This is a genomic window from Devosia sp., from assembly GCF_036563435.1.
GTDB lineage: Bacteria > Pseudomonadota > Alphaproteobacteria > Rhizobiales > Devosiaceae > Devosia.
Genome location: NZ_DATCMJ010000018.1, coordinates 420,872 through 447,706 on the forward strand (window position 1 = coordinate 420,872; position 26,835 = coordinate 447,706).

Sequence of the window (26,835 nt, forward strand, 5' to 3'; positions counted from 1 at the left end):
TGTATGGTGAAAGCGAAATGTGAAGCCCTTCACAGTCTGCAGGAGAGTCATCCTGCGGACACAACGTGTTGTTCTGGCATAGGATTTTCGCTTGAGTCTCGACCCGTCAGTGATCGCCACGCCCCTCCCCGCCAAGCCGGCCCGCCGCGTCTGGGGCGGCCGCGCCTCCGCCCTGGCAGGGTTTTTGGTGACGGTAGTCCTGACGTTTCTCGGGCTCCTGGCCATCACCTTCTTTATCGGGCGCGTCATTCCCATCGATCCAGTGCTGGCGGTAGTGGGCGACCGGGCGACGCAGGCGCAGTATGACGCCGCCAAAGTGGCGATGGGGCTCGACCGGCCGCTCTGGGAGCAGTTCATCTCCTATGTGATCAACGTCTTTTCCGGCAATCTCGGGCAGTCGGTCTCGACCGGACGCGCGGTGGCGGATGATCTCAGCCGCTTTTTCCCCGCGACGCTGGAAATGGCGACGATCGGCATCATCATCGGCGTAGTGGTCGGTGTGCCGTTGGGGGTGATCGCCGCGAGCCGCCAAGGATCGTGGGTCGATCAGATCATCCGCGTGGTGGGGCTGCTGGGTTATTCCATGCCGGCCTTCTGGCTGGGGCTGGTGGGGCTGGCCGTGTTCTACGCCCGGCTGCGCTGGGTGGGAGGACCGGGGCGGCTGGATATTTTCTACGATGGGCTGGTGTCGCCGGTAACCGGGCTGATCCTGGTGGACAGCCTGCTGGCCGGAGAGGTCGACATCTTCTGGAATGCGGTCAACCACCTGATCCTGCCGGCTTCGGTGCTTGGCTTTTTCAGCCTGGCCTATATCGCCCGGATGACGCGCTCGTTCATGCTGGACCAGTTGAACCAGGAATTCGTGACCACCGCGCGCGTCAAGGGCGTGCCGGAGCGGGTGGTGATCTGGCGGCACGCCTTCAACCCGATCCGGGTGCAGCTGATCACGGTGATCGGCCTCTCCTATGCCGGACTGCTCGAGGGCTCCGTGATGATCGAGACGGTGTTTTCCTGGCCCGGTATCGGCAACTACCTGACCACGGCGCTGCTCAATGCCGACATGAACGCGGTGCTGGGCTCCACGCTGGTGATCGGTGCGGTGTTCATTTTCATCAACAAGGTGAGCGACGTGCTCTATCGCGTGCTGGATCCGAGGGCGCGGTGATGATCTCAAATTCTCAACCGGCACAGGCCGTCACCCTCCGGCCTGACCCGAGGGCGTTGCACTTGCTGGCCGCTATCGAAGTGAAGAGCCCTCGGGTCAGGCCCGAGGGTGACGCGCAGTGTAATGTTCCGGAGCAAGCACGATGACCACACGCGACTGGCTGCTTGACGACTCGCCGGCTTCGCGGTGGCAGGCCAATGTGGGGCGGGCTTATCGGGTGTTTACTGCCCTGCTCCGCAATCCGCTGTCGGTGCTGGGCGGTGTAATCATCCTCCTGCTGATCCTGACCGCTCTCTTCGCGCCCTGGATCGCGCCTTATTCGCCAACGGGCCAGAGCCTGGGCGAGCGGTTGCTGCCGCCGTCGGAGGCCCACTGGATGGGAACGGACGAGCTGGGACGCGACATCTTTTCGCGGGTGATCTGGGGCTCGCAGATCACGCTTACCATTGTGGGCCTGGTGGCGCTGATCTCGGCACCGCTGGGGCTGCTGATTGGCGCGATTGCTGGTTATTTCGGCGGCTGGACCGATCGCGTGCTAATGGGCGTGACCGACATCTTTTTGTCCATGCCCAAGCTGATCCTGGCGCTGGCCTTCGTGGCGGCGTTGGGACCGGGCATCAACAACGCCATCATTGCCATCGCGATCACCTCATGGCCGGCCTATGCCCGTATTGCCCGGGCCGAAACGCTGACCATCCGCAATGCCGAGTTCATTGCCGCGGTGCGGCTGCAGGGGGCGAACCCGGTGCGGGTGATCGTCCAGCATATCCTGCCGCTCTGCACGAGCTCGATGATTATCCGCGTGACGCTGGACATGGCGGGGGTGATCCTGACCGCTGCCGGCCTCGGCTTTATCGGGCTTGGCGCGCAGCCGCCGCTGCCGGAATGGGGCGCGATGATTTCGCGCGGGCGGACGTTCATCCTCGACCAGTGGTGGGTGGCGACGATGCCGGGCTTTGCCATCATCATCGTGAGCCTTGGCTTCTGCTTTCTGGGCGATGGTCTGCGCGACGTGCTCGACCCAAAGAGCGAGGGCAAATGATGGCACCCCTGCTGAACGTCGAGAACCTCCGCGTCAGTTTCCCGACCCATCGCGGGCGGGTGGAGGTGGTGAAGGGGATTTCGTTTGCGCTTGGCCGCGAGCGGCTCGGTATTGTGGGGGAGAGCGGGTCGGGCAAGTCGATGACCGGGCGCTCGATCCTCAAGCTGATCCGCAAACCGGGGCTGGTGACGGCGGACCGGATGGAGTTCGACGGCATTGACCTGGGCGCGCAGTCGGAGCGGCAGATGCGCGACTTCCGCGGCGCCCGCATTTCCATGGTGATGCAGGACCCCAAGTTTTCGCTGAACCCGGTAATGACGGTGGGCGAGCAGATCGCCGAGGCGCTGGTGACACATGAAAGGCTGGGGCGGCGGGAGGTGCAGCAGCGCATTCTCGACATGCTGGCGGCGGTGCGCATCAACGATCCGGAACGGGTGGCGCGGCTCTATCCACATGAAGTGTCGGGCGGCATGGGGCAGCGCATCATGATCGCCATGATGCTGATCCCTGGGCCGGAACTGCTGATCGCCGACGAGCCGACATCGGCTCTCGATGTCAGCGTGCAGGCGCAGGTGCTCGATATCATCGATGACCTAGTGCGAACCAAGGGAATGGGGCTGATCCTGATCAGCCACGACCTCAACCTTGTCTCGCGCTATTGCGACCGCATCCTCGTGATGAATGGCGGGCGCATAGTGGAGGAATGTGCGGCGGGCCAGCTGAGCCAGGCGCAGCATCCCTATACCAGGGGGCTACTGGCGGCCATGCCGACCATCAATGAACAGCGGGCGGAATTGCCGGTGCTCGACCGGACACAGTGGGCGGGCACATGAGCGCGATCGAACTCAAGAACCTCGACATCTCCTATGGCGACAGCAAGGTCGTGCACGGGATCAACCTCGCCATTGCCGAAGGCGAGAGCTTTGCCCTGGTGGGGGAAAGCGGCTCGGGCAAGTCGACGATCCTACGCGCGATCGCAGGGCTAGCGCCGGACTGGACAGGCGAGATCGCCGTGCTGGGGAAGGCCCGGTCGCATGGCGTCGAGCGCGGTGTGGCGCGGCAGGTGCAGATGGTGTTTCAGGATCCCTATGGGTCGCTGCATCCGCGCAAGACCGTGGATTCAGTTTTGAGCGAACCGCTGGCAATCAACGGCATCGGCAATCGCGGCGAGCGTGTGGAGGCCATGCTGACCGCAGTGGGGCTAGATCACCGCTTCCGCTTTCGCTTTCCGCATCAGCTATCGGGTGGCCAGCGGCAGCGTGTGGCCATCGCCCGGGCGCTGATGTTGGAGCCCAAGGTGCTGCTGCTGGACGAGCCCACCTCGGCACTGGACGTTTCGGTGCAGGCCGAAATCCTCAACCTCCTGAAGCGCCTGCGGCGCGAACAGGGTTTGACCTATCTCCTCGTCACCCATAACCTGCCGGTGGTGAGCTTTCTGTGCGACCGGCTGGCGGTGATGCGGCAGGGGCGGGTCGTGGAAGTCGCGGACGTGGAGCAGCTCAAGCAGGGGCGGCTGGTGGAGCCGTATTCGCAGGAGCTGCTGGCAGCGACGGTGGCGTAGGCGCAGCCCCTTCCCCTCGAGGGGAGGTGCCGTTCCGTGTTTGGGCGATCTTGCTACAATCCCGCCTGAGCCATGAGGCTGGCATTGCCGCCGGCGGCAGTGGTGTCGATGCAGACGTGGCGTTCGAGGAGAAGCCGGTCTGCGTCGTCCGCCGAAGTCAGGAGCGGGATGATGGCACCGCTGCGGGCGCTGAGGGCAATGCGGATGGCGCGGAGATTGCTGTCATCGGCGAAGTAAGCGACGGCGGCAAAGGTCTTGCCGTGGCTAAGAGCGTCGAGATCGAGCTCCGCCAGCATGGCCGTGTTGCCTAGTGTGGCTGCCATGGCGGCTTGCGCCTGCTGGTCGGCTGGGCTGGGGCCGAGGCAGAGAACGGCGCCGCGCGGCGCGGTGTGCAGGACATTGCTTTCGCCGGTGGGGCCCGGCAGCGTCAGGGGCTGCAGCTGGGTTTCGCCGTGACCAAGGGTGAAGCGCGGCAGGTAATGCGGGCCGCCCGCCTTGGGGCCGGTACCGGACAGGCCTTCGCCACCAAAGGGCTGTGATCCGACCACGGCACCGATCTGGTTGCGGTTGACGTAGATATTGCCGGCATGAACCGTCTGGGAGACCTGGCGCACGCGCGAGGAGATGCGGGTGTGGAGGCCAAAGGTCAGGCCATAGCCCGAGGCGTTGATGGCAGCGATCACGCTGTCGATCTGGTCGGCGCGGAAGGTCGCGACATGGAGGACCGGGCCGAAGATTTCTTCCTTGAGCTCCTCGATGCCCGAGACGCGCAGCACCGCGGGGAGGACAAAGGTCCCCTGCTCCGGCTGCGCCGTTTTCAAACGGTGAATCAACTTGCCGGACTGCTCGTAAGCATCGATGTGGGCCTGGATTTTCGGGCGGGCGGCTTCGTCGATAACGGGACCGATATCGGTCTGGAGCGCCCAGGGGTTGCCCAGGGTCAACTCATCCATGGCGCCCTTGAGCATCTCGATCGTGCGCTCGGCGGCGTCTTCCTGGACATAGAGGACGCGGAGGGCCGAGCAGCGCTGGCCGGCCGACTGGAAGGCCGAAGCGAGGATGTCGCGCACCGCCTGCTCGGGCAGTGCGGTGGAGTCGACGATCATGGCGTTGAGGCCGCCGGTTTCGGCGATCAGCGGGGCGGTGGGCGCGAGGTTGGCGGCCATGACCTGATCGATCTTGCGGGCGGTGGGGAGAGAGCCGGTGAAGACGACGCCAGCGATTGCGGGGTTACCTGTGAGGGCGGCGCCCACTTCGCCAGCACCCGGCAGGAGCTGGATCGCGTCAGCGGGGATACCGGCCTCATGCATCATCTGCACGGCGCGGAAGGCAATCAGCGGGGTTTGCGGTGCCGGCTTGGCGAGGACCGGATTGCCGGCGACCAGGGCTGCGGCGATCTGGCCGGTGAAGATGGCCAGGGGGAAGTTCCAGGGCGAAATGGCGGCGACCGGGCCGCGGGGCGCGCCGAGGGGCTTGGTGTCGGCTTCGTCGGCGTAATAGCGGAGGAAGTCCACCGCCTCGCGGACTTCGGCGACAGCATCGGCCCAGGTCTTGCCGGCCTCGCGCGCGAGGAGGGCAAAGAGTTCGGGGCGATTGGCTTCAAAGAGGTCGGCGACGGCGCGTAGGAGGTTGGCGCGGGTGGCGACGGGGGTTTGGGGCCAGGTCGAGGCAGTTGCGGCGGCGATGGCGGAGTGGACGTCGTCGAGGGTGGCGTCCTCGACCGTGCCCAGGAGGTCGATCGCATCAGCCGGGTTCGAGACTGGACTTAAGCTCCCCCTCACCCGGCGCTGCGCGCCGACCTCTCCCCGATGGGGCGAGGTAAGGAGGGGCGCGGCATGCCACTGCGTCGTCTGGAAGGCGGTGCGGGCCCGGTCCATGGCGGGGAAGGCGATAGGATCGGAGAGGTCGAGACCTGTGGAGTTGCGGCGCTCACCGAAAATGGCGTGGGGCGCAGGGATGGCGGGGTTGGGGATGCTGTCGAGCGCCAGCATCTTGCCGATCGGGTCTTCGGCAACGACGGCGGCGGGGATGTCTTCGTCGGCGATCTGGTAGACAAAGGAGCCGTTGGCGCCATTTTCGAGCAGGCGGCGGACGAGATAGGCGAGGAGATCCTTGTGGGCGCCGACGGGCGCATAGATGCGAGTGCGGGTGCCGTGATTGGTGCGCAGAACCTCGTGGAGCCGTTCGCCCATGCCATGGAGGCGCTGGAACTCGAAGCTTTCGGGCCCGCGGCCGGCAACGGCGGCCAGGTGCAGCACGGCTGCTGCGGTATGGGCATTGTGTGAGGCGAATTGCGGATAGATATGGGGCGAGGCGAAGAGCTTGCGGGCGGCGGCGATATAGCTGATGTCGGTCGCAGCCTTGCGGGTGAAAACCGGGTAGCCGTCGAGCCCCATGACCTGCGCACGCTTGATCTCGGCATCCCAATAGGCGCCCTTGACGAGGCGAACCATGATGCGGCGATCGAGCGATGCGGCGGTGGTTTCCAGCCACTCGATCAGCGGCAGGACGCGCTTGCCATAGGCCTGGACGACGACGCCGAAGCCGTCCCAGCCGGCGAGCTCGGGCGTGGCAAGGACCTCGGCGATGATGTCGAGCGAGAGGTCAAGGCGGTCGGCTTCCTCGGCGTCTATGTTGAAGCCCATGTTCGCGGCCTTGGCGGCCAGGGCTAATTGACGAGTCGCATCAACCAGTTCGGTCATGACGCGGTGGCGTTGCGCGAACTCGTAGCGCGGGTGCAAGGCGGAGAGCTTGACCGAAATGCCGGGATTTTCACGCACGGAGGGTGACTTGCAGTGCGGGGCGAGCGAGGCGATGGCGCTGCGATAGGCATCGAAGTAGCGCGCAGCATCGGCGGCGGTGCGGGCGGCTTCGCCCAGCATGTCATAGGAATAGCGGTAGCCCAGCGCCTCGGACTTGCGGGCATTGCCAATGGCTTCATCGATGGTGCGGCCGAAGACGAATTGCGATCCAAGCAGGCGCATGGCCTGGGCGACGGCAGTGCGGATGACCGGTTCGCCCAGGCGGGCCACGGCACGATGCAGCGCATTGCGCGGCCCCACTTCGGGATCGCCCAGAACGTCGGCGGTCAGACTCAGGGCCCAAGACGAGAAGTTGACCAACTGGTTGGACGAGGCGCCGAAGTGTGACGCCCAGTCCGAGCCGCCCACCTTGTCGTGGATCAGGGCGTCGACGGTTTCCGCATCGGGCACGCGCAGCAGGGCTTCGGCCAGCGACATCAGGGCCACGCCCTCGTCGGTCGCAAGGCCATATTCGGCCAGGAAGGACTCCATCAGGCCCAGCCGGTTGCCCTTGCGTACTGTTTCGACCAGCGACTGGGCATGGGTGGAGATGGAGGATCGATCGTCATCCGACAGGGCCGTGCCGGCGATGAGGCTTTGAACCAGTTCGGCCTCATCGGCCAGGTAGAGGGCGTGGAGGGTGTGGCGGATGTCGGTTGCGGACATTGGTGTTCCATGATGTCGCCCAAGCCGGGCGCGGAGTCAGCTGTGATGCATCATCATGGCAGAGGATCGGGAGGCGTTTCGCCTGATTTTGTGGCGCCTGCTGCGGAGAGACATTATGTAGTGGCCATATTGCAGGACAACCGACCATGAAAACCGTCACCTACGAGACTTTGGACCAGATCGACCGGCGCATTCTCGATGAACTGGCCAAGAATGGCCGCATCAGCGTTGCAGAACTCAGCCGCCGGGTGAATCTCAGCAAGACGCCATGCCAGGGCCGGATTACCCGGCTGGAGGCAGCCGGCTACATCCTTGGCTATCGCGCAGTGATCGATCCCAAGCGGCTCGGACTGCCCCATGTCGCCTTTGTCGAGGTGAAGCTCAGCGACACGCGCAAGGCGGCGCTGGCAGCGTTCAACAAGGCGGTGCGGGCTATTCCCGAGGTCGAGCAGGCGCATATGATCGCCTCGAGCTTTGACTACCTGCTCAAGGTGCGAACCAAGGATATCGCCGCCTATCGCGAGGTGCTGGGAGAGCGGATCAGCGCCCTGCCCCATGTGGCGCATACGTCGACGCATGTGTCGATGGAGGCGGTGAAGGGGGACGAGGAATAGCGGGCGGCCAACCCTGCGCGTCATCCTCGGGCTTGACCCGAGGGTGACGGGTGGTGGGGGTGGGCAGGCCGCCTCAAGGCCACGAAGTCACTTAGCTGGAAAGAGTTTCCAGCGGCGGGGGCGGAAGGCGAGGCGTGTTTTTTCGGCGGCGGGATGGTCGAAGGGTAGATCGACCTCGACCAGGTGCCCGGCCCCGCCGATTTCAAGCTCGACACGGCGCGTGCCGCCGACGCGGCGGCTGGTGCTGACCACGCCGGCCAGCGCTGCATCGCCGTCAACCAGTTCCACATCGTGCGGGCGGAAGAAGAGGCGCCCCTCGCCAGCAGGAGTATCGCCTGCCGGTACGCCGATGGCGCGGCCGCCGACCCAGAGCTCGCCATTCTCGACCGTCACCGGCAGCTCGCTCGATTCGCCGATGAAGCCGAAGACGAAGGGCGAGGTCGGATGGTCATAGACGCTGTCGGGCGTGCCGACCTGTTCGATGCGGCCCTGGCTCATGACGCAGAGGCGATCGGAGAGCTCGAGCGCCTCTTCCTGGTCGTGCGTAACGAAGACGGTGGTGTGGCCGGTGCGCTCGTGGATTTCGCGCAGCCATTTGCGCAGCTCGCGACGGACCTGGGCGTCGAGCGCGCCGAAGGGCTCGTCGAGCAGGAGAACGGCCGGCTCGATGGCGAGGGCGCGCGCGAGGGCGACGCGCTGGCGCTGACCGCCGGAGAGCTGGTTGGGATAGCGCTTTTCGAGGCCGGAGAGCTGCACCAGATCCAGCAGTTCCAGGGCGCGGCGCCGAATCTCGCCCGCCGGCGGGCGTGTGGAGCGTGGGCGAACCTTGAGACCGAAGGAGATGTTCTCAAGGATCGTCATGTGCCGGAACAGGGCATAGTGCTGGAAGACGAAGCCGATATTTCGTTCCTGCACGGTCTTCTCGGAAGCATCGGTATCGCCGAAGAAGATCTTGCCCGCGGTTGGCATCTCGAGGCCTGCGATCAGGCGCAGCAAGGTGGTCTTGCCCGAGCCGGAGGGGCCAAGCAGAGCGATCAGTTCGCCAGACTGGATATCAAGCGAAACATCATGCAGCGCCGGGAACCGGTCGAATTCCTTGCGCACATTCTGAACGCGAACTTCCATGTCTCAACCCCATTGGTATTCCCCACGGCGGGCAGGCCCGGCATGGCGGCGTGACCCTAGTCGGACGGTCGGGTTTCTCAAAGCCCGCGCGTGGCGTTTGCGACGAGTGTGATGGAAAATTGTGCTAGCGCGCGAGCGGATTTGAGATTTGGCCCGTCAGACCGTCGCTCAGGCGTCGCGTGGCGGCGTCCAGAGAGGCGTCTCGCGCTCGAGGGGACCCATGCGGCTGATGTCCTCGCCGCGGCGCATGGCGATGTTCATGCGGAAGGAATTGCCGATGCGCTCGGAGCGCTCGATAAAGAGCGCCGCGATGTCGGGCGAGCACAGGCTTTCCACTGTGCGTCGGAACAACGCCAGCCACCGCGTGAAGTGCGCGTCGGAAAGCTCGGGAATGGCCATGTGCTTGGGCATGGGGCGGCCAGCATAACGGCCAGTGCCAAGAAGCATGGAGCTCCAGAAGTCGGCGATGGTCTGCAGGTGGTTTGGCCAGGCTTCATCAGGAATGACGCGGTTGAAGACGGGGCCGATCACAGGGTCGCGCCGCGCATCGGCGTAGAATTGGTCGACGACCTTGCGGATCAGCGCCTCGTCCAGCCCTTCCGGCGTTTCCCAGCCGATGCGCTGGAGCCGGGTGCCCACCGGCGGGCGGCCAGTGTTGTCCGTCATCGCGTGACGGGCCGGATGGCATAGGTGCAGCGGAGGCCGCCCGAGACGATATGCTCGGTGCGCTCCACTTGGGCCTGAGGGCCAAGGATGGCGCGGAAGACGTCCAGCTCGGCTCTGCAGAAGCCCTGGCAGGCCGTGGCCGCGGCACAGATGGGGCAATGGTTTTCGACGAGGACCAAAGTGCCGTCGGCCTCTTCGCGCCAACTGGCCATGTAGCCTTCGGCAGAGCGGATATTGGCAAGTGCTTCCACCTTGTCACGCAGCGGCAGGTGATCGGCGACGGCAGTCCTGTAGGCGGAGCGGGTCTCAGCTTCGCGGACCGAGATCACGGTATCCAGGGCGGCGTCGCCCAGCGAGCTGCGGACAATGTCGAGCAACTGCACCGTCAGCGCGGCATGGGTGTCGGGGAAGCGCGACTGGGCGGCTGCGGTGAGGCTCCAGCGTTGGGTGGGCCGACCGACGCCGCTGGCGAGACTGGCGGAAACGACAAGACCTTCTTCAGCAAGCCGGGACAACTGCTGGCGCGCCGCTTCGCTGGTGGTCGAAAGCTTGCTGCCGAGCTCTGCTGCGGAAAGCGCACCATGCATCTTGAGCGCCATGAGGACGCGTTCGGCGGGGCTGCGCGGAGACCAAGCCGGACGACCGGAGGGCACGGTGGCTGCGGCACCGTTTTCCAAGTTGAGGCTTGACATATTAGCGGCAGAGGTTTTCAAAGTCATTGCTTGGAAATTACCCGGCGTCATGCGCAAAAGCAAGCGTCGGCATGTCGCATCAAGAGGAGCACAACATGGCTTTCGAACTTCCCGCCCTGCCCTATTCCCATTCCGCCCTGGCCGAGCGCGGCATGAGCCAGGAAACCCTGGAACTGCACCACGACAAGCACCACCAGGCCTATGTGACCGCCCTCAACGGCTTCGTAGAAAAGAATCCCGATCTGCAGGGCAAGTCGCTCGAAGAGATCATCACCTTTGCCAATGGCAAGGCTGACCTGCAGCCGGTGTTCAACAATGCCGGCCAGCACTGGAACCACATCCACTTCTGGAATGCCCTTTCCCCCAATGGCGGCGCGCTGCCAGGCAAGCTCGAAAGCAAGATCGTCAGCGATCTTGGCTCGGTCGAGGCGTTCAAGGAGCAGTTCAAGACCGCCGCCACCACGCAGTTCGGCTCCGGCTGGGCCTGGCTCGTGCTCGGCAATGACGGCAAGCTCAAGGTCACCAAGACCCCGAACGGCTCCAACCCGCTGGCGACCGGCGAAGGCAAGCCCCTGCTCGGCCTCGATGTGTGGGAGCACAGCTACTATGTCGACTTCCGCAATCGCCGCCCTGACTACGTGACCAACTTCCTCGACAAGCTGGCCAACTACGAATTCGCCGAAGCCAATCTCGGCTAAGACCTCGAACCGCAGCCTTCCATCCGGGAGGTCTAAAGGCGAACCCGGCTCAAGCTGGGTTCGTCGTTCCGGGGCGCATGTTCGCCCTGCTAGACCGCTTGGCAAAGCGGGTGCCGGAGAAAGAATTGACTGCACTGATGGCTGAATTCGACCTTCCCGAAGCCATGCGGCTGCGACCGTCGCGCCGGCCGGTGATCGGCAATGCCGAATTCCGCTCGGCCATGGCGGCTATGGCGTCGACGGTAAGCGTGGTGACGGCGCGCCGCGGCGAGGAACGGATCGGCCGGACGGTGACGGCTGTCCTGTCACTCGCGGCCAATCCCCCCGCGGTGCTGGTTTCGATCGACATGCTGAGCCGGCTGGCGGACCTGATCGCCAAGACGGGCGGGTTTTCCCTTTCCATGCTGGCGGAGGACCAGGCAGCGACTGCCGACGCTTTTGCCGGCAAGCTCGAGCCGCATGAAAGGTTTGACACCGCGCATTGGGGCGAATGGCCGTCGGGTCACCCGATGCTGCTCGGGGCCGTCACGGCGCTGGACTGCGAAGTGATCGGCGCCATCGAAACCGGATCGCATGTCCTTTTTGCCGGCGCCATCGTGGAGGCGGAGACGACCACCGGACGGTCGCCGCTCCTCTGGCAGCGGCACCAATATCACGGGCTGACCCCGCTCGACTGAGTTGCCGTTTGCGGCAACGTTGCAACCACTCCCCGGTTCTGGCATTCCGTTGCAAAGGGAGGCGCTCATGCCGCGGTTCTTTTTCCACTATCGCACCGATGACGAGCTGATCCCGGACGAGGATGGCAGCGAGTTGCCGGACCTCGAAGCGGCAGAGAATAGCGCTGCCGCGCTGGCCAAGGCCATTGTGGAACATGCGGCCAGCACTGGCGGCGACACCCGCCTGCCCCGCTCGATCGAGATCACCGACGCAAATGGCGAGGAGCTGCTTTACCTCGTATTCTGGGCGGGTCCGAAGTTCGGCGCCGATGAAGAGGGCGATGACGAGGACGAGATGTTCGACGTCCCGGCGACGGTGCACTGAGGGGGCGTTGCCCTGCCGCCTCATGCCAAAGTCTGCCTTGCCTCAGGCGCCGTCATGAGGTGACTGGAGGCTCCTGCAGCAGATCAGAGAACGCACATGACCACGACGCTTGCCGATTGGCTCGATACCCAGGCGGTTGATCCGAATCTGGCTTCCGTTGTCGCTAGCATGGCCGCGGCAAGTGCCGAGATCGCCCAGGTGTTGCGGGAGGCGCCGATTGCCGGGCAGACGGGGCTGGCGGGACAAACCAATGTGCAGGGCGAGGCGCAAAAGGCGCTCGACGTCATCTCAAACGACATAGTTTTGAATCACTTGCGGCGGAATGCCGAGGTGGCGATTCTTGTTTCGGAAGAACTGGATGAGCCGGTTCATCTGGAGAATCAGGGTCTTTACCTGGTTGCCACGGATCCGCTGGATGGGTCGTCCAACCTCGACGTGAACGTGACCGTGGGCACCATCTTTTCGGTGCTCGATGCCGGCAAGGGCCTGCTGCAGCAGGGCAAGGCGCAACTGGCGGCGGGCTATGCCGCCTATGGGCCGGCGACCAGCCTGGTGCTGACCTTTGGCCAGGGCGTGGCGGTGTTCACCCTCGACGCGCAAGGGACGTTCGTGCTGACGCTGGACAAGGTCGAGGTCGCACCGTCGTCGGGGGAGTACGCGATCAACACGGCACGGGAACGTTTCTGGGACGCGGCCACCAAGGCTTACGTGGCGGAGAACGTTGCGGGCGAAACGGGCGATGCGGGCAAGCGCTACAACATGCGCTGGGTGGGCTCGATGGTGGCCGACATTCATCGCATCCTCCAGCGCGGCGGCATCTTTCTTTATCCGCTCGACAGCGAAACGGTGAGCAAGGGGGGCCGGCTCCGGCTGCTCTATGAAGCCAATCCCATGGCCATGATCGTGACGGCTGCTGGGGGCGCCGCAACGACGGGACGGGAGGATATCCTCGACCTGGTGCCGACGGCGATTCACCAGCGCGTGCCGGTAATCCTTGGCTCGGTCGAGGAAGTGGCGCGGGTGGAGGCCTGGTACCGCAGGGGGTGAGGTGGTTTCCCCCTGCTCCAACGCTGGATTGCAACGTTGCCATGGGCTCGCTATAGCTCCGCCTGGATGAGGAGCCTCCCATGACCGATCTGATGCTTGCCAAGACCAATTCGAGCCCCTGGCAGAACCGGCCGTTTCACCGGCAGTACCTGATGCGGCAGGCTAACAACCTCTACGACTTCTTTGAATCCGCCTCGATCAGTCCCAAGGGCGGGTTTTTCGAGCTCGACGATGAGGGCTTGCCGCTGGATGCGGAGAACAGCACGCGCCAAATCCATGTGACGACACGCATGGTGCATTGTGCGGTGATCGGGAGCCTCTTGGGCCGACCGGGCTCAGACGAGATCGTCGACCACGGCATGCGCTATATCTGGGACAAGCATCGCGACGCCCAGCACGGCGGCTATAGCTGGGGACTGGATGACAATGGCGTCACCAACGGCTCCAAACAGGCCTATGGGCACGCCTTCGTGCTCCTCGCGGCGTCCAGCGCCAAGCTCCTGGGTCATCCGCTGGCCGACCAGATGATCGCGGACGTGACGACGATCATCAACGAACGGTTCTGGGACGACGAAACCGGCACGGTCAAGGACGAGTACAACGAGGACTGGTCGGAACTGCTGCCCTATCGCGGGCAGAACGCCAACATGCACATGACCGAAGCGCTGATGGCCGCATACGAGGCAACGGGCAATCGCGACTACCTCAAGAAGGCCGAGCGCATTGCCGAGTTGATCATCCTCAAGAACGCCGTGCCGCTAGGGCATCGGGTAGCTGAGCATTTCGACCACAACTGGGTGCTCGATAAAAATTACGAGGGCAACGAGATGTTCCGCCCCTCCGGCACCACGCCGGGGCACTGGCTGGAATGGTCGCGCCTGCTCTACCAGCTGTGGATTCTGGGCGAGAAGCGGTCGAGCTGGATGACAGGAGCGGCACGGGAGCTGTTCCAGCAGTCGATCGCGCTGGGCTGGGACAGTGTGCACGGCGGGTTCTTCTATACGCTGGACTGGGACAACAAGCCCATCATGCGCGAGAAGCTGTGGTGGCCGCTGGCCGAGGCCATCGGCGCAGCCGCGTATATTTCCGCCTACGACACGAGCGACTATTTCCAAGGCTGGTACCGCAAGCTTTGGGATTATGCCGAGAACCACGTGATTGATCATGCGCGCGGCGGCTGGCTGAGCGAACTCAAGGAAGACCTGACGCCCACGTCCCGGCTGTTTGTCGGCAAACCCGACATCTACCATGCGCTGCAGGCCTGCCTGATCCCGCTCTACCCTGCCACCGGTAGCCTGACCAAGGCGATCATCGAAGCTGACCATACGCAGCGGCGTGGCTTCTAGCGCGATTGCCAGCACGCCCGTCTGCGCGTAGAGCAGCGCCGCGTGGAGGCAACAATGATCGCGGCAGCAGCAGAGACCGATGGGGCACTGACGACGCTGGCACTTGAGGCGGCCCAGGCTGCCTCAGGCGTCATCATGGATGTCTATAGCCGGCCGATCAGCGTCGTGCGGAAGACGGACGGATCTCCGGTGACGGAGGCGGATGCTGCCGCGGAAGCTGTGATCCTCGAAAAGCTCAGCATCACCGGCATTCCCGTGCTGGGCGAGGAAAGCGTCGCCGCGGGCGTGGTGCCCGAACTGGGCGACCGCTACTTCGTGGTCGATCCGCTGGACGGCACCAAGGAATTCATCAAGCGCAACGGTGAGTTCACGGTCAACATCGCCCTGGTCGAGCATGGCGTGCCGGTGATAGGCGTCGTCCTCGCTCCGACCACTGGCCAAACGTTTATCGGCGATCATACCGGCGCCTGGGTTCAGGAGGGGCTGGGGGCAGAACGGGTCCGCATTAGCGTGGCGGAGCGGGCGAGGCCGATGATCGTGGCGAGCCGGTCGCACGGCCACGCGGCGCTGGCCGAGCTCTGCCAACTGCTGGACGTGGAAGCCGATGTTTCCGTGGGTTCATCGCTTAAGTTCTGCATGCTGGCGCGCGGCGAGGCGCAGCTTTACCCGCGGTTTACGCCAACGTCTGAATGGGACACGGCCGCCGGACAGGCTGTGCTAGAGGCCGCGGGCGGCGCCGTGGTGACACTGGACGGGGAGCGGATGCGCTATGGCAAGCACAACCTCGCCTTCCTCAACCCCTACTTCGTCGCGGCCTCCACACTGACCCTGGCACAGCGGGCCGCCGCGGAAATGAGCCGCCTGATCGACTAGGCAGGCATGCAAGGCGCTCTTAACTGCTCTGCTGGAAAGCGTATCGCACTCAACTTGCCTTCCGGCACGCCGCCTTATAAAGAACCAGCATATATCGAACTGATATAGGCTCGGATCCCACGCATGAATGTCAGAACGCTGTGCTTGTCCATCCTCTTTGAAGGGGAGGCAACCGGATATGAGATTCGCAGAAAATGCGTCGAGGGCGAGTGCGCCTATTTCATCGAAGCCAGCTTCGGTTCGATCTACCCTGCCCTCAATAAGCTGGAGCAGGAAGGGCTGGTGACCAGCCGAACCCAGCAGCAAAGCGGCAAGCCGGCCAAAAAGGTCTACAGCATTACCGATGCCGGACGTGCAGCTTTCGCGGATGAGCTGGCGGCACCACTTGGCGAAGACGTGTTCCGCAGTCCGTTCCTGCTGTTTGCCCGCTATGCGCATATTTTGCCGCGCGAACTGGTGGAAACACGCGCTGCCGAGCAGCTCGATAAGCTGGTGCAGGACCGCAAGAAACTGGACAATGTGGCAGCTGAGCACGGCAGCAAGGCCGGCGACACCTGGGTACTGAATTACGGACGTGCAATCATGGAGCTTGCCGAAAGGCACATGCGCGCCCATATGCACGAACTGATCACAATGGCGAGAGCCGAGCCGAACAAAGACGCGGCTGAGTAAGGGGCGAATACTTATGCGTGCACTGTTTTCCTATGGACTGGCTTTCCTGATCCTTGTCGGGATTGGCGGCTGGCTGGCGACCGGCACCCTCGTGCAGGGTGGCCAGGGCCCTGGCAACGGGGTTCGACCGATCATCTCTGTGATCGAGGGTGAAGAACACGGTCCAATCCACACTGCACTGGCAGAGACTGGAGTCTTGGCGGAGCACCATGCGCCCGAGGTCGATCCGGCACTCACCATTGCCCAGCGCTCTGAAGAGGTCACCGGCGCGAACGCTCCAGTTCAGTCCGTCCGTACGCAAGTGTTCACCGCGCAGCCAATGCCGATCCAGGTATCGCTGCGCGGTCGCACGCAAGCCAAGTCGACCATCTCGGCCGTTGCCGAAACAGCCGGCACGGTCGACATCGTGCATGTCAGCAAAGGACAGCGCGTGGAAGCGGGCGACCTCCTTTGCACGCTCGACCAGGGCACAAGGATGGCTGCCGTGACGCAGGCCGAAGCTGCGCTGGCCCAGGCCGAGGCCGCTCTCGCACAGGCTGAACTCAATTCCTCTACCAATGCCGACCTGCGAGAGCGCGGCCTGGCTGCCACCAACACTGCCAATGCAGCTGAAGTCGCGTTGGCGCAGGCTCGTGCCGGGGTGACGCAGGCTCAGGCCGGGATCGACAATGCCCGCGAGGAATTGGCCCGTACCGAAATCAAAGCCAAGGTGGCTGGACTCGTGCAAGACCCGGTTACTGTTGTAGGCTCGGTACTCAATGCCGGCTCGCCTTGCGCCACCATCGTCCAGCTCAACCCGATCGTATTCAGCGGTGCGGTGCCGGAAGCTCACATCGCCAAGGCCAAGACTGGCCTCAAGGCTACCGTCACCACAGTAACGGGCGACACGGTCGAAGGGGAAGTGACCTACATCTCTTCCGTCGCCGACGACGCAACGCGCTCCTTTGCCGCCGAGATCGAGATCCCCAACGAAGACTTCGCCATCCGTGACGGCGTGACCGCACAGGCGGTTGTCGAAGTCGGCACCGTGCCGGGACACCTGCTGCCACAATCTGTCCTGACCCTGGATGACGATGGCATTCTAGGTGTGCGGACGGTGGAAGACGGCAAGGTCGCCTTCTACCCGGTCACCATCGTCAGCGACACGCGGGACGGCACTTGGGTGTCAGGCCTGCCTGTAACTGCGGAGGTGATCACCGTAGGCCAGGAAAACGTAACCGCCGGCGAGTCGGTCGAGACGAGCCCCGCCGACGCGCAAGCCGCTGAAGCCACAGTCAGCTAAGGGAACGCATCATGCTCGATTTCATCGAACGCATCCTCCGGATGCCCCGCGTCGTCCTAACGGTCATGCTGATCGTGCTGGCAGCGGGCACGGCCGCCTATGTCTCGATGCCCAAGGAAAGCTTCCCGGCAATCGAGATCCCCTACCTTTATGTCTCGATCACCCAGACCGGCGTTTCGCCGGCCGACGCCGAGAACCTCCTCGCCAAACCGGCCGAGGAGGAACTGGCAACGCTGACCGGGCTGGAGAACATCACCACGACTTCGACCACTGGTCATGCTTCGGTTCTCCTTGAGTTCGATATCAACACTGACAAGGACCAGGCACTCGCTGACACGCGCGCCCGCATGGATGCGGTGCGCGCTAAGCTGCCTGACGAGGCCAACGATCCGACCGTTACCGAAATCGACTTCATCGGCCCGATCATGTCGGTGGCGATCTATGGCTCGGCGCCCGACAAGGAAATGATCCGGCGGGCTGAAGAGCTCGAAGATGCGCTTGAAGCTCTCCCCGATGTACGCGAGGTCACCCTGTCGGGTGCACGCAAGGAACAGCTGGAAGTCCGTATCGACCAGACGCGGCTTGAAGCCTATGGCCTCACGGCCGGTCAGCTTCTTGATGCTCTCGCCCGCAACAACATGGTCGTGCCCGGGGGCACCTACAATTCGGGCCAGGGCGCGTTCAACATAGAAGTGCCGGGCCTGATCACCACGGCGCAGGACGTCTATCAGCTGCCGCTCAAGACTGATGGCAACACCGTCGTTACCTTTGGCGACGTGGCGACTATAACCCGTACCCTGGCCGATGCCACCGAATATACGCAGGTCAACGGTTCCCCTGCCCTGATCCTCAGCGTCGCCAAAAAGACCGGCACCAACATCATCGATGCCTCGGCACAGGTGCGCGCGACCACCAAGGCGGTGGCCGATACCTGGTCGGGCGGGGTGGGCTATAGCTTCTTCCTCGACCAGGCGGAAACCACGACCAACCTCTTCCGCTCGCTTGAAGCTGCGGTGCTGACGGCTGTGGCACTGGTGCTGATCACTTGCGTGGCCACGCTTGGTGTGCGCCCTGCCCTGATGATCGGCCTTTCCATCCCGCTGTCGTTCATGATGGCGTTCCTGGTGGCCGAAATGCTGGGCATGACCATCAACATGATGGTGATGTTCGGTCTCGTTATTGCGGTGGGCGTGCTGGTGGACGACCCGGTGGTGGTCGTCGAATATGCCGAACGCAAGCTCATGGAAGGTGTTCCAAAGAAGGAAGCCTTCATTATGGCCATGCGCAAGATGTTTGTGCCTGTTGTGGGCGCCACGGCGACGACGCTGGGTGCGTTCATTCCGCTGCTGTTCTGGCCGGGCATCATCGGCAAGTTCATGAGTTACCTGCCGACCATCGTGATCATCGTGATGGTGGCTTCCTTCATCTCGGCGCTGATTTTCATGCCGGTTATCGGCTCGATCATCGCCTCGACCCATGTGGACGAGAAGGAGAAGGCCAAGGCCGACATCGTGATGTACCCCGACAAGTTCGACTCCAAGAAGGTGTCGGGCATCACGGGCGTCTATGTGCGGCTGATGGAAAAGCTGATGCACTGGCCCATTCCGACGCTCGCCGCGGGATTTGCCATCGTCATCGGCATCTTCATCTATTACGGCGCCAACCCAACCGGAGCCGAGGCCTTCCCGGCTTCCGAACCTGAATATGCGACGGTTGCCGTCGTCGGGCAGGGCAACTACAGCCCCGAGGAAGTGCGCGACATGCTGGTGGAGGTGCAGGACGAGATCCTGCAGGTCCAGGGAATTCAGGACGTGATCATGCAGTTCGGCGATACGGGTGCTGCCGGCACCATGCCGCCCAACACCATCGGCAACTTCCAGCTGCAGCTGACGAGCTGGAACGAACGCGTTCCGGCCGAGGAGATCTTCGGTCACATCCGCGAACGGGTGAGCTCCATCGGCGGCCTCGACGTGCAGGTTCTGCCGCTCGAGAACGGCCCGCCGGCGGGCAAGGACATCAACCTGCGGGTGGAAAGCACCAACTATGATGATCTGCTGCCGGTGGTGAACGCCATCAGCACCGAACTGGCCAGCTGGCCGGAGACCGTCGACCTCGAAGACGGCCGTCCATCGCGTGGCATCGACTGGCAGATTACCATCGACCGTGTGGAAGCGGGCCGCTACGGCATCGGCGTGCGCGAGCTCTCGCCCTATGTGCAGTTGATCACCTCCGGGGTGAAGCTGGGCACCTATCGCGATGCGGAAACGGGCGACGAGCTCGACATTCGCGTGCGCCTGCCGGAAGAGGAGCGCACGTTTGATGCATTGGAAAGCATGCGCATTGCGACGGCGCAGGGGCTAATCCCGGTGTCGAACTTCATCGATCGCAAAGCCGTGCCCAAGGTCGCCAATATCGAGCGGCGCAACCAGGTCTATGTGATGAACGTGGCCGCGGGCCTCACCAACCTGCCAGAAGGCGTCAACGCCTCCAACAAGGTGGAAGAACTGCAGGGCTGGATCGCTGACCAGAACTTCCCTGAGACGGTCAACGTGGCGTTCGGTGGTGCCGAAGAGCAGATGGGCGATGCCAATGCCTTCATCGTCATGGCGATGGGCATGGCGATGGCTATCATCTTCTTCGTGCTGCTGCTCGAGTATAACAGCTTCTATCAGGTGCTGGTCACGCTCTCGACCGTTGCCATGTCGGTGGCCGGTGTGCTGCTGGGCATGCTGGCGACGGGCATGACCTTCTCGGCCATCATGACGGGCCTTGGCATCGTGGCCCTGGCGGGCATCGTGGTGAAGAACGGCATCGTGCTGATCGACACCTACAACGACTACCACCGCCACCAGCATGTCGAGCCGGTCAAGGCCATGCTGTTGACTGTAGGGCAGCGTGTGCGGCCGGTGCTGCTCACGGCCTTCCTCACCGCGCTCGGCGTGATCCCGATGTGGGCCAATGTGGAGTTCGACTTCATTCGCCGCGAGATCGTTGTGGGCGGGCTTGCCGGTTCGTGGTTCATCCACCTGTCGGCAGCGTTGGTGTCCGGCCTGTTCTTCTCGACGGCGCTGACGCTGATCATGGTGCCGGTGATGATTACGGCGCCAAGCGTGATCTGGGGCCAGGCCAAGGGCACGGGCAATGCAGTGGCGCGCTTTGGCCGCTGGGTCACGGGCCGCGGCCGCAAGCCGGCCATGGCTGTTCCCGCCGGGTTCGACGGCATGGCGGTGGAAATCCCCGCCGATGCGGACGGGACACGGCGCTACATCGTGAGCCCGGATGCAGGACTCGAGCATAAAGACGGGCCGGCAAACCAGAAGCCGGAGCGGCCGGAAGCGGCAGAGTAAAATGAGAAGGCCCGCAGCGATGCGGGCCTTTTTGTTGGGGGCTACGGGATAGTACCCATCTCGCGAGACGGTGCGCTATCGATGATCCAGCCATCTCCAAAACGAGAGACTGCCCAAATGCGCAGTTCGACAAAGGTGAAGTTCAGGAGCAGTTCGACGAAGTGGTTGGGCGTTTGGAGGAGGCAGAGCTGTTCTTCGTTCAGTCCGATGGCCGCTACTCAGTTGTTGTTCTGTCAACGACGCTCTATGAGGCGCCTCATCGTGAGGCGCCGATGCATAGGCCGCCGGCAGTCAAGTCGCGGGAATAGGTGCTTACCCGCGGTGTGTTTCAGCGGCGGTGCGGTTTGGGAGGCATGAAAGGAAGATTCCCGCTTTCGCGGGAATGATGTCGAGGGTGGCCGTGATGGCTAGTGGGCAGCGGGGGACTGCTCTTCCCCTGCCCTACTCTGCGGCGGGAGTGCCGCGTTTGACGAAGCCGTCGGGGTCGTTGGCGGTCTGGAGCAGTTTTTCCTCTGCTTCAGTGGCCTCGCGCTGGCGATTCCACATCTGGGCGTAGAGACCGCCTTGCTGCAGCAGATCGGTGTGGTGGCCGCGCTCCGCGATAACGCCGTCGCGCAGCACCAGGATCTCGTCGGCATTGACCACGGTCGAGAGACGGTGGGCGATAACGACGGTGGTGCGATTGCGGGCCACGACGTCGAGCGCCGACTGGATATCCCGCTCGGTCTTGGTGTCGAGAGCGGAGGTGGCCTCATCCAGAATCAGGATGGATGGGGCCTTGAGAATGGTGCGGGCGATGGCGACGCGCTGTTTTTCGCCACCCGACAGCTTGAGACCGCGTTCGCCCACCGGCGTGTCATAGCCATGCGGCAGCGACTCGATGAACGGACCAACCTGGGCCATGGCTGCCGCGGAGCGGACGTCTTCGGCGCTGGCGCCGGGGCGGCCATATTCGATGTTGTAGCCAATCGTGTCGTTGAACAGCACTGTGTCCTGAGGAACCATGCCGATGGCGGAACGGAGGGATTCCTGCGTCACGTCGCGCAGGTCCTGGCCATCGATGGTGATGGCGCCGCCAGAGACATCGTAGAAGCGATAGAGGAGCCGGGAGATGGTCGACTTGCCGGCGCCCGTCGGGCCGACAATGGCCACTGTCTTGCCCGCGGGCACTTCGAAGCTGACGCCCTTGAGGATGGGACGTTCGGGGTCGTAGTGGAAGGTGACGTTGTCGAAGCGGATAACCGGACCGGTGACGGCGAGCGGCTTGGCGCCGGGCTTGTCCTGAACCTCAGGCTTCTGGTCCAGAAGCTTGAACATTTCTTCGATATCGGTCAGGCCCTGGCGCAGTTCGCGATAGACAAAGCCGATGAAGTTCAACGGCCGGTAGATCTGCATCAGGAAGGTGTTGAGCAGGACGAAGTCACCCAGGGTGAGTGTCTTGTTCATCACGCCCATGACGGCCATGATCGAGATGATCAGGAAGCCGGTATAGAAGATGACGGCTTGCCCGAAGTTGAGGAAGCCCAGCGACGTCCAGATACGGATGGCGGAACGCTCATAGCCCGCCATGGAGACGTCATAGCGCTCCGCCTCCATCTTCTCGTTGGCGAAGTACTTCACCGTCTCATAGTTGAGCAGCGAGTCGATGGCCTTGCCGTTGGCATCGGTGTCAGAATTGTTCATGTCGCGGCGAATGGCGATACGCCAGTTCGAAGCCTTGATGGTGAAGTAGAGATAGGCCCAGATCATCACCACGAGGACGCCGAGATAGCTCACGCCGAACATCCAGACGAAGATGACGGCAGTGATGATGAACTCGACGATCGTCGGGGCGATGTTGAGCATGGCGAAACGGACCACCGTTTCGATGCCCTTGGTGCCGCGCTCGATCACACGGCTGAGGCCGCCGGTGCGCCGCGCGAGGTGAAAGCGCAGCGACAGGCGGTGGAGGTGATGGAAGGTCTGCAGCGCGAGCTTGCGGACGGCGTGCTGGCCGACGCTGGCGAACCAAACGTCGCGCAACTGCTGGAATCCAGCGTCGATCACGTTGCCCAAGGCATAGGCGACAACCAGGACGATGGGCACGGCAAGGCCGAGGATCACGCCGCTGTTGGGCGCGGAAGCGTCGAGGCTGTCGATGATGCCCTTGTAGGCGAAAGGGATCAGCGTGGTGGCCACCTTGCTCAGCAGCAGGGCGCTCAACGCCAGAACGACGCGCATCCGCAGATCGGCTCGATCGGAGGGCCACATATAGGACCAGAGGTTGCGGACCGTAGAGAATACCGATCCCTCGTCCGCGCTGACGGACGGCTTAGGCGCGACGCTGTCTTGGGACATCAGGCGGGTTCCGCTTCCAGTTTGACGGGAGCGGGCGCAAACCCCGCGATCATGCCCGAATAGGCACTGCCCAGGGCCGCGAGGCGATCATGCTGGACGATATAGCAGTTGCGGGTGCCGCGCGGCTTGCGCTCGATCAGGCCGGCATCGAGCAGCACCTTGATGTGCTGGGAGACGGTCGATTGCGCCAGCGTCAGTTCGTCGGTGACGTCGGCGCAGCAGCACTCGCCGCGTTCCTGCTTGGCGAGGATGCGCAGGATATTGAGCCGCACGGGATGGCCCATCGCTCGCATGATGTTGGCAATGTCGTCGTCTTGCATGGCTTGGCCGCTGTTGATCGTCATTTACCGATAAAATGGGGGCTGGCCCGCCAATAATCAATGGCCCGCCAGAAGGCGGGCCACTTTGTTCGCATCAATTCGGCAGGTCGAAGACCTGGCCGGGGTAGATGCGGTCCGGATCGCGGATCTGGCCGTTGTTGGCTTCGTAGATCGTGGTGTAGCGGATGCCTTCGCCATAGACCCGGCGGGCGATGGTCCACAGGTTGTCGCCGCGCCGGATGATGGCCTTGCCGGAGGCGAAGCGCTCGGAATCGGGCCCGCCGACGGACACCGCAACCATGGTGGGAACAGAGTCGCTTTCCTCCACTGGCGCGCTTGCCGTCTGCTCCGCAGTGGGGGTCGGCTCGGTGGCGGCGGGGCTGTCTGCCACGGCTGGCTCGGCGGCCGGAGCAGTGGTGGCCGTGCTCGGCTCGGTAGCGGGGGCGGTTGGCGCAGATGGCGCCGTGGTCGATGGAGCCGCTGCTGCAGGTGAAGTCGCGGCCGTAGTGCTTGGTGCTTCTGTCGCGGGTTCCGCCTCGGCCACTGCAATGGGGGCAGCCGGCTGGGGCAGATCGAGTTCGAAGTTGACTTCGGCACGCGCCGTGACGTCACCGCCTTCGCCGGCAAGCGCGTCGACGCGGACCCGCTGGTTTGGCTTGGTCAGGACCTTGCCGGCCTCGACCAGCCAGCGGCCATCCTCGACCTCGGCATCGGCGACGAAGGTGTCGTCGACATAGAGCCGCACCGTGTCGCCTTCGCTGCCTGCACCGGCAAAGAAGGTGCGGTCGCCCTCTAGTTCGATGGCGTCGATGGTTGGCGGGGTGACGGCCGGCGACGCGGCAGGTGCGGCGGAAGTCGGATCGGCAGCAGCGGTAGCGACTGGCGGGCTCGGAGGCGCTTCAGGTTCTGCCTGCGGTTCGATCGCGGGTGCCGTTGACACAGCAGGCGGGGTTGCGTCCGCCGGAGCGGGAGGTGCGACGGGCTCTGTTTGAGCGCTCGGCGCCTGAGTTGGTGACTGCTGCGGAGCAACCGGTTCTTCGACGGCCGGAGCGGTAGCGGGCGGTATCGTGGGAGACGGCGTGGCGGGAGCGGCGACAGCCGCCTCGGGCGCAATGCGCGTGGCGGGACGATCAAGGCCCTGCAGGATTTCGCTGGCAGCACCAGGCGTGCTGGCAACAACCAGCGGCTCGCTGGTCTTGTCCTCGTCCACGACGACGACGAATGACTGCGGCGCGCGGCCCTCCTTGCCTGCTTCGGCAACGGAGATTTCGGTGCCGCCGGGCGCAATAGGAGCGTCCGGAACAAGGACCCAGTCGCCGCTGGGCTCGACCTCGGCCGTACCCAGGAGTTCTTCGTCGGAATAGACTTCGAGTTCGGTGCCGGGGGTGCCGCTGCCCGCGATCACGACCGATCCGTCCGGCTCGACACGCATGCCGAAAGTGGCATCGACCGCGGCGTCATTGGCGGGCTCTGATGCCGGCTCGACGTCGAGGGCCGCCGTGCCAACGGCAGTCTCGGGTTCGCTCAGCGGTTCTGCTTGTTGCTGCGGCTGCGGTGCAGGCTCGGCCTGCGGCTCCTCCGCCGCTGACGGGGCGCTTTGGGCTGCCGGCGCGGCCGGCGTTTCCGTATCAGGCGCAGCCAAGGCGACGGCAGCCTCTTCCGCTGGCGTCTCGCTGCCGCTCGCCACGGCCTGCCGGGGCAGGATACCGGCATCGGTCATCTTGCCGCGCAGGCAGACGCCCATGCCGCCTTCCGCATTGAAACAGGAGACCACCGATGGGCCGGCGAGAACGGCAAGAATGACGAACAAGGTAGCTGCTGCTGCACCGATGGTGAGCGCCAGGGGCTTGTTGGGAGCAGTGTCGGCCAGTTTGTCCTCCGGGACAGTTCAGCAATCCTCCCTTGGGGCAGGACTGCGGGATCAGGCCACCTTTTCTGTCGTCCCCAGGGAAGTTTCAGTTTTCAGCAGCTTGTAGTTGATCGATTCATACAAGGCTTCAAACGAGGCATCAATGATATTGGGCGAGACGCCAATAGTATACCAGCGCTCGCCACTGCCGTCGCGGCTCTCGACCAGTACACGGGTGACCGCGCCCGTGCCGCCGTTGAGGATACGCACCTTGAAGTCGACGAGCTCGAGATCCTCGATGCGGGAGGAGTACTTGCCGAGGTCCTTGCGCATGGCGAGGTCGAGCGCGTTGATCGGGCCATTGCCCTCGGCGACCGACATCAGCAGTTCGCCCTCGACGCGGATCTTGACCACGGCCTCGGTGACGGTGATCTCCTCGCCCTGGGCGTTGTGGCGCCTTTCGATGCTGGTGCGATAGTTTTCGACTTGGAAGTATTGCGGCAGCGTGCCGAGCACTTCATGTGCCAGCACGGCAAAGGACGCGTCGGCGCCGTCATAGGAATAGCCGCGCGACTCGCGGTCCTTGACCTCGGCGAGCAGGCGCTCGAGCCGGCGATCGTCCTTGCCGAGGTTGATGCCGTGGCGAGCCAATGCCGTCAGCAGGTTGGACTTGCCGGCCTGCTGCGACACCATGATGGAGCGCTCGTTGCCGACGCTTTCGGGTGGCACGTGTTCATAGGTGGAAAAGTCCTTGAGCAGGGCAGAGGCGTGAATGCCTGCCTTGGTCGCAAAGGCAGAGCCGCCGACATAGGGCGCCTGGCGCTGCGGCGCGCGGTTAAGGCGGTCATCAAAAGCGCGGGAGATCTGCGTCAGACGCTGGAGGTGCGTCGCGTCGATACCCGTTTCAAAGCGCGCGCTGAAATGGGGTTTCAGCACCAAAGTGGGGATGATGCTGATGAGATTGGCATTGCCGCATCGCTCGCCGATGCCGTTGAGGGTGCCCTGGATCTGGCGAACGCCGGCCTCGACGGCGGCAAGCGTGTTGGCCACGGCCTGGCCCGTATCGTCATGGGCGTGGATGCCCAGCCGTTCGCCGGGCGCAACGGCACGTACTGCAGTGACGATGTCGCGGATTTCCGATGGCATGGTGCCGCCATTGGTGTCGCAGAGGACAATCCAGCGCGCACCGGCTTCCAAGGCCGTACGGACGCAAAGAAGGGCATAGTCGGGATTGTTCTTGTAGCCGTCAAAGAAGTGCTCGCAATCGACCAGCGCTTCCTTGCCAGCCGCGATGGCGGCGGCAACGGTGTCCCGCAGGTTGTCGAGGTTTTCCTCGAGCGAAATCTCGAGAGCGACGCGAACCTGGTGATCCCAGGTCTTGGCAACAAAGCAGGTAGCCTCGGCAGCTGAATTGAGCAGCGCCTGCACGCCCGGGTCGTTGGCAGCGGAGCGCCCTGCCCTCTTGGTCATCCCGAAGGCGGTGAACTTCGCCTTAGTGGTACGCTTGCTGCCGAAGAAGTCGGTGTCGACCGGGTTGGCCCCCGGATAGCCGCCCTCGATGTAGTCGACGCCCAGTTGCTCCAGCAGGTGGAGGATGGAGATCTTGTCCTCGAGCGAGAACTCGACGCCGGCGGTCTGGGCGCCGTCACGCAGGGTAGTATCGAAGATATAAAGGCGCTCTTTGGACATGG

22 protein-coding genes are annotated in these 26,835 nt (G+C 63.8%); 14 read left to right on the forward strand and 8 right to left on the reverse strand.

The features are described 5' to 3' along the window. Nucleotides 1-91 precede the first annotated feature (91 nt). From VIL88_RS14530 to VIL88_RS14545, 4 genes are all read left to right on the forward strand, one after another. The gene (locus VIL88_RS14530) at nt 92-1,165 is read left to right on the forward strand and encodes an ABC transporter permease (protein ID WP_414650145.1); all 1,074 of its coding nucleotides are present in this window, start codon (nt 92-94) and stop codon (nt 1,163-1,165) included. Between the two features lie 142 nt (nt 1,166-1,307). Next, nucleotides 1,308-2,207, forward strand: coding sequence for an ABC transporter permease (locus tag VIL88_RS14535; RefSeq protein WP_331990072.1), 900 nt, complete (start codon nt 1,308-1,310; stop codon nt 2,205-2,207). Further along, nucleotides 2,207-3,040 carry an ABC transporter ATP-binding protein gene (locus tag VIL88_RS14540; protein WP_331990709.1) on the forward strand — a complete coding sequence of 278 codons (834 nt, stop codon included), beginning with the start codon at nt 2,207-2,209 and terminating at the stop codon, nt 3,038-3,040. Before VIL88_RS14535 ends, VIL88_RS14540 begins: the two co-directional genes overlap by 1 nt. Beyond that, complete coding sequence (locus tag VIL88_RS14545; RefSeq protein WP_331990074.1) at nt 3,037-3,768, forward strand: ABC transporter ATP-binding protein; 732 nt, start codon at nt 3,037-3,039, stop codon at nt 3,766-3,768. The genes VIL88_RS14540 and VIL88_RS14545 overlap by 4 nt, the downstream gene beginning before the upstream one ends. Before the next feature lie 53 nt (nt 3,769-3,821). Here the strand turns inward: VIL88_RS14545 and putA are convergent, their stop codons facing one another. Continuing rightward, entirely contained in the window at nt 3,822-7,235 is a 3,414-nt protein-coding gene (gene putA, locus VIL88_RS14550) for a bifunctional proline dehydrogenase/L-glutamate gamma-semialdehyde dehydrogenase PutA (protein WP_331990076.1), read from the reverse strand. A gap of 146 nt (nt 7,236-7,381) precedes the next feature. On the opposite strand from putA, the gene VIL88_RS14555 reads away from it, so the two are divergent. Further along, nucleotides 7,382-7,849 (forward strand): Lrp/AsnC family transcriptional regulator, encoded by a 468-nt coding sequence (locus tag VIL88_RS14555; RefSeq protein ID WP_331990078.1) that lies wholly within the window; start codon nt 7,382-7,384, stop codon nt 7,847-7,849. A gap of 87 nt (nt 7,850-7,936) precedes the next feature. On the opposite strand, the gene VIL88_RS14560 is transcribed toward VIL88_RS14555, so the two are convergent. The 3 genes from VIL88_RS14560 to VIL88_RS14570 all read right to left on the reverse strand — a co-directional run bounded on the left by VIL88_RS14560 (nt 7,937) and on the right by VIL88_RS14570 (nt 10,239). After that, the gene (locus VIL88_RS14560) at nt 7,937-8,974 is read right to left on the reverse strand and encodes a sulfate/molybdate ABC transporter ATP-binding protein (protein WP_331990080.1); all 1,038 of its coding nucleotides are present in this window, start codon (nt 8,972-8,974) and stop codon (nt 7,937-7,939) included. 168 nt (nt 8,975-9,142) lie between these two features. After that, complete coding sequence (locus VIL88_RS14565; protein ID WP_331990081.1) at nt 9,143-9,640, reverse strand: group III truncated hemoglobin; 498 nt, start codon at nt 9,638-9,640, stop codon at nt 9,143-9,145. After that, nucleotides 9,637-10,239, reverse strand: a complete 603-nt coding sequence (locus VIL88_RS14570) for a metalloregulator ArsR/SmtB family transcription factor (RefSeq protein WP_331990710.1) — start codon at nt 10,237-10,239, stop codon at nt 9,637-9,639. The genes VIL88_RS14565 and VIL88_RS14570 overlap by 4 nt, the downstream gene beginning before the upstream one ends. Before the next feature lie 188 nt (nt 10,240-10,427). Between VIL88_RS14570 and VIL88_RS14575 the strand changes: the two genes are divergently transcribed. From VIL88_RS14575 to VIL88_RS14615, 9 genes are all read left to right on the forward strand, one after another. Beyond that, nucleotides 10,428-11,030, forward strand: a complete 603-nt coding sequence (locus VIL88_RS14575; protein ID WP_331990083.1) for a superoxide dismutase — start codon at nt 10,428-10,430, stop codon at nt 11,028-11,030. Nucleotides 11,031-11,155: 125 nt separating this feature from the next. After that, nucleotides 11,156-11,707 carry a flavin reductase family protein gene (locus VIL88_RS14580; RefSeq protein WP_331990085.1) on the forward strand — a complete coding sequence of 184 codons (552 nt, stop codon included), beginning with the start codon at nt 11,156-11,158 and terminating at the stop codon, nt 11,705-11,707. Nucleotides 11,708-11,774: 67 nt separating this feature from the next. Further along, nucleotides 11,775-12,071: a DUF6894 family protein gene (locus VIL88_RS14585; protein ID WP_331990087.1), complete on the forward strand. Its 297-nt coding sequence runs from the start codon at nt 11,775-11,777 to the stop codon at nt 12,069-12,071. Between the two features lie 96 nt (nt 12,072-12,167). Next, nucleotides 12,168-13,118: a class 1 fructose-bisphosphatase gene (locus tag VIL88_RS14590; protein ID WP_331990089.1), complete on the forward strand. Its 951-nt coding sequence runs from the start codon at nt 12,168-12,170 to the stop codon at nt 13,116-13,118. Between the two features lie 80 nt (nt 13,119-13,198). Next, on the forward strand, nt 13,199-14,464 hold the full coding sequence (locus tag VIL88_RS14595) for an AGE family epimerase/isomerase (RefSeq protein WP_331990091.1): 1,266 nt from the start codon (nt 13,199-13,201) through the stop codon (nt 14,462-14,464). A 54-nt stretch (nt 14,465-14,518) separates the two neighbouring features. After that, nucleotides 14,519-15,337, forward strand: a complete 819-nt coding sequence (cysQ, locus tag VIL88_RS14600; protein WP_331990093.1) for a 3'(2'),5'-bisphosphate nucleotidase CysQ — start codon at nt 14,519-14,521, stop codon at nt 15,335-15,337. A 123-nt stretch (nt 15,338-15,460) separates the two neighbouring features. Then, a complete protein-coding gene (locus VIL88_RS14605) occupies nt 15,461-16,009 on the forward strand; it encodes a PadR family transcriptional regulator (RefSeq protein ID WP_331990095.1) in 549 nt (182 codons plus the stop codon). Between the two features lie 13 nt (nt 16,010-16,022). After that, nucleotides 16,023-17,291, forward strand: coding sequence for an efflux RND transporter periplasmic adaptor subunit (locus VIL88_RS14610; protein WP_331990097.1), 1,269 nt, complete (start codon nt 16,023-16,025; stop codon nt 17,289-17,291). A gap of 11 nt (nt 17,292-17,302) precedes the next feature. Further along, entirely contained in the window at nt 17,303-20,638 is a 3,336-nt protein-coding gene (locus VIL88_RS14615) for an efflux RND transporter permease subunit (RefSeq protein ID WP_331990099.1), read from the forward strand. Nucleotides 20,639-21,079: 441 nt separating this feature from the next. On the opposite strand, the gene VIL88_RS14620 is transcribed toward VIL88_RS14615, so the two are convergent. The 4 genes from VIL88_RS14620 to cimA form a co-directional block, all read right to left on the reverse strand. Further along, complete coding sequence (locus VIL88_RS14620) at nt 21,080-22,975, reverse strand: ABC transporter ATP-binding protein/permease (protein WP_331990101.1); 1,896 nt, start codon at nt 22,973-22,975, stop codon at nt 21,080-21,082. Then, entirely contained in the window at nt 22,975-23,295 is a 321-nt protein-coding gene (locus tag VIL88_RS14625; protein WP_331990103.1) for a metalloregulator ArsR/SmtB family transcription factor, read from the reverse strand. Before VIL88_RS14625 ends, VIL88_RS14620 begins: the two co-directional genes overlap by 1 nt. 94 nt (nt 23,296-23,389) lie before the next feature. Then, on the reverse strand, nt 23,390-25,105 hold the full coding sequence (locus tag VIL88_RS14630; RefSeq protein ID WP_331990105.1) for a LysM peptidoglycan-binding domain-containing protein: 1,716 nt from the start codon (nt 25,103-25,105) through the stop codon (nt 23,390-23,392). Between the two features lie 111 nt (nt 25,106-25,216). Then, nucleotides 25,217-26,833, reverse strand: a complete 1,617-nt coding sequence (gene cimA, locus VIL88_RS14635; RefSeq protein ID WP_331990107.1) for a citramalate synthase — start codon at nt 26,831-26,833, stop codon at nt 25,217-25,219. Nucleotides 26,834-26,835 lie beyond the last annotated feature (2 nt).

Bases quoted from the DNA above. Each gene is read 5' to 3' on its own strand.
- VIL88_RS14535 (WP_331990072.1), top strand. From the start codon at position 1,308: ATGACCACACGCGACTGGCTGCTTGACGACTCGCCGGCTTCGCGGTGG.
- VIL88_RS14540 (WP_331990709.1), top strand. From the start codon at position 2,207: ATGGCACCCCTGCTGAACGTCGAGAACCTCCGCGTCAGTTTCCCGACC.
- VIL88_RS14545 (WP_331990074.1), top strand. From the start codon at position 3,037: ATGAGCGCGATCGAACTCAAGAACCTCGACATCTCCTATGGCGACAGC.
- putA (WP_331990076.1), bottom strand. From the start codon at position 7,235: ATGTCCGCAACCGACATCCGCCACACCCTCCACGCCCTCTACCTGGCC.
- VIL88_RS14555 (WP_331990078.1), top strand. From the start codon at position 7,382: ATGAAAACCGTCACCTACGAGACTTTGGACCAGATCGACCGGCGCATT.
- VIL88_RS14560 (WP_331990080.1), bottom strand. From the start codon at position 8,974: ATGGAAGTTCGCGTTCAGAATGTGCGCAAGGAATTCGACCGGTTCCCG.
- VIL88_RS14565 (WP_331990081.1), bottom strand. From the start codon at position 9,640: ATGACGGACAACACTGGCCGCCCGCCGGTGGGCACCCGGCTCCAGCGC.
- VIL88_RS14570 (WP_331990710.1), bottom strand. From the start codon at position 10,239: ATGGCGCTCAAGATGCATGGTGCGCTTTCCGCAGCAGAGCTCGGCAGC.
- VIL88_RS14575 (WP_331990083.1), top strand. From the start codon at position 10,428: ATGGCTTTCGAACTTCCCGCCCTGCCCTATTCCCATTCCGCCCTGGCC.
- VIL88_RS14585 (WP_331990087.1), top strand. From the start codon at position 11,775: ATGCCGCGGTTCTTTTTCCACTATCGCACCGATGACGAGCTGATCCCG.
- VIL88_RS14590 (WP_331990089.1), top strand. From the start codon at position 12,168: ATGACCACGACGCTTGCCGATTGGCTCGATACCCAGGCGGTTGATCCG.
- VIL88_RS14595 (WP_331990091.1), top strand. From the start codon at position 13,199: ATGACCGATCTGATGCTTGCCAAGACCAATTCGAGCCCCTGGCAGAAC.
- cysQ (WP_331990093.1), top strand. From the start codon at position 14,519: ATGATCGCGGCAGCAGCAGAGACCGATGGGGCACTGACGACGCTGGCA.
- VIL88_RS14605 (WP_331990095.1), top strand. From the start codon at position 15,461: ATGAATGTCAGAACGCTGTGCTTGTCCATCCTCTTTGAAGGGGAGGCA.
- VIL88_RS14610 (WP_331990097.1), top strand. From the start codon at position 16,023: ATGCGTGCACTGTTTTCCTATGGACTGGCTTTCCTGATCCTTGTCGGG.
- VIL88_RS14615 (WP_331990099.1), top strand. From the start codon at position 17,303: ATGCTCGATTTCATCGAACGCATCCTCCGGATGCCCCGCGTCGTCCTA.
- VIL88_RS14620 (WP_331990101.1), bottom strand. From the start codon at position 22,975: ATGTCCCAAGACAGCGTCGCGCCTAAGCCGTCCGTCAGCGCGGACGAG.
- VIL88_RS14625 (WP_331990103.1), bottom strand. From the start codon at position 23,295: ATGCAAGACGACGACATTGCCAACATCATGCGAGCGATGGGCCATCCC.
- cimA (WP_331990107.1), bottom strand. From the start codon at position 26,833: ATGTCCAAAGAGCGCCTTTATATCTTCGATACTACCCTGCGTGACGGC.